This window comes from Pseudoalteromonas sp. Z1A6 (assembly GCF_011378745.1).
GTDB lineage: Bacteria > Pseudomonadota > Gammaproteobacteria > Enterobacterales > Alteromonadaceae > Pseudoalteromonas > Pseudoalteromonas arctica.
The window spans coordinates 1-2,157 of record NZ_WTKW01000504.1; the positions used below are offsets into that span (position 1 = coordinate 1).

General features: G+C 40.2%; 1 protein-coding gene. It reads left to right on the forward strand.

The annotated features are described in order from the left end of the window. Nucleotides 1-121 precede the first annotated feature (121 nt). The gene (locus GQR46_RS18945; RefSeq protein WP_165742085.1) at nucleotides 122-1,978 is read left to right on the forward strand and encodes a cytochrome c/FTR1 family iron permease; all 1,857 of its coding nucleotides are present in this window, start codon (nucleotides 122-124) and stop codon (nucleotides 1,976-1,978) included. Nucleotides 1,979-2,157 lie beyond the last annotated feature (179 nt).

Below are 2,157 nucleotides of genomic sequence, written 5' to 3' on the forward strand. Positions count from 1 at the left end.
AATTATAATTTTGACTTTTCCTCTACAGGGCTTTTCGATGTCCATAAATAATTCTCACATGTTTTTAAATTTGGTGTCTCTGAGCAAACGACAATTTCAATGTTTTTTTATGCTTTTTATAATGGTCATGGCAAGCTTTAGTGTTTCAGCCTCGCCTAATGAGCAAACAAAAATAAAACAAATTGCACAGCTTGCAGAGTATGTAGGTGTTGATTACGTGGCAGCTGTTGGGAATGGTGAAATACTTGATCCTGACGAATATCAAGAAATGACTGAATTTTCGCACGTTATTATTGAGCAAGCTGGACAGCTATCAAGCCAAACAAATGAGTTTGATACAGTAAAGGCACAAGCTAAAGCCCTGCATTCAGCGATTGCTAATAAAGCGAGTGTTGCCGATGTACGTGCAGCAAGCTCTGCGCTTCGTGAGTCGCTACTTACCTTTATGCCGCAACTATCGTTACCTACATCACTACTTCCTGTTGAGCAAACCAAAGCGCTTTTTTCTGCTAACTGTTCAATGTGTCACGGCCCTAGTGGTCAAGGCGACGGCCCGCTTGCAAAAAACTTATCGCCAGAGCCTACCAACTTTACCGATGAAGAACGCGCAACTAACCGCTCATTAATGGGTTTATTTGACGCTGTAAGTAACGGTATTAACGACACGCCAATGGTTGCTTTTACTCAATTTAATGAACAACAACGTTGGTCTTTAGCTTTTTATGTAGGTAGCTTGGCATTTAAAGATGTTCAAAAACCACAAAATCTAGAGCAAAACATTACCGCTTCGCAGATTGTAAACTTAAACCCTGCACAATTATCGGCAGGTCAAAGTGAAGCACAAGCACATTACGTTAAATGGCTTCGTGGTAATCCAGAGCAACTATTTACCGGTAAAAAGAATCCGATAACGGTTACTCGCACGCAGTTACTTGCAGCGCAAGCCGCGCATGCTAAAGGCAATTACTCACAAGCAAGTGATTTAGCAATTAGCGCTTACCTAGATGGCTTTGAGCTTGTTGAAAACAACTTAAATGCCTACGACGAAACACTGCGTAAAAACATCGAAGTACAACTGATGAACCTGCGCCAAACATTTAAAAACGAGAAAGATACAGCCATCGTTGGCGAAAAAGTAAGTGCAGCGCTAGCTCAACTCGCTAAAGCAGATAGCATGCTAAACGAAACCAAACTAACTGATGGTGCACTCCTCTCAGCGAGTTTAGTTATATTACTACGCGAAGGCCTAGAAGCACTCCTCGTTATTATTGCCCTTATGACCGTACTTATTAAAACTAAACGTCAAGACGCGCTTAAATATGTACATGTTGGTTGGGTAACCGCACTTATTGCTGGTGGCTTAACGTGGGCTGCGGCGCAAACATTAATAGAAATAAGTGGTGCAAGTCGCGAAGTTATGGAAGGTGCTGGTGCATTGTTTGCCGCTGTAATTTTACTTTATGTTGGCGTATGGATGCACAGTAAAACCAGTGCGCAGCAATGGCAAAAATACATCAAAGACAATATAGATAAGCGTCTTGAGTCGGGTACATTATGGGGTTTAGCAGGGCTTTCGTTTATAGCCGTATACCGAGAAGTCTTTGAAACTGTATTGTTCTATCAGTCTTTATTAACGCAAAGCTCGCCTGCTCAATATTCATCTATTGCTTCGGGTTTTGCGATAGCTGTAGCAATACTGGCTATTATTACGTGGGTATTAATTAAGTACTCAATTAAATTACCGGTTGCTAAGTTTTTTGCAATTACCACTTACCTATTATTTGCACTCTCGTTTGTGCTTATGGGCAAAGCTGTTATTGCATTACAAGAGGCCGATATAATAGGTATTGCGCCGCTACCAATGAGCTTTGATATTGCATGGCTTGGTATAAAGTCAACATGGCAAGGTATTGTGGCTCAAGTATGTGTGTTCGCTATATTTAGCTTTTATATATTTAAAAGCAAAAACCAAGAGTAATGCCAATCTGCTTAAGAGTTTAAGCTAATTGGCATAAGCAAAATACATAGTAAAAAGGCCCGCAAGGGCCTTTTTGAGTTGATTGCTTATGTATTTAGTAAAGTTGGTATTATCAAGCCCATGTATCTAAATGGGGGTTTTCGTCATCATCTAGGTTAGACTTTTTTTTATTATTTTGA

Bases quoted from the DNA above. Each gene is read 5' to 3' on its own strand.
- GQR46_RS18945 (WP_165742085.1), top strand. From the start codon at position 122: ATGGTCATGGCAAGCTTTAGTGTTTCAGCCTCGCCTAATGAGCAAACA.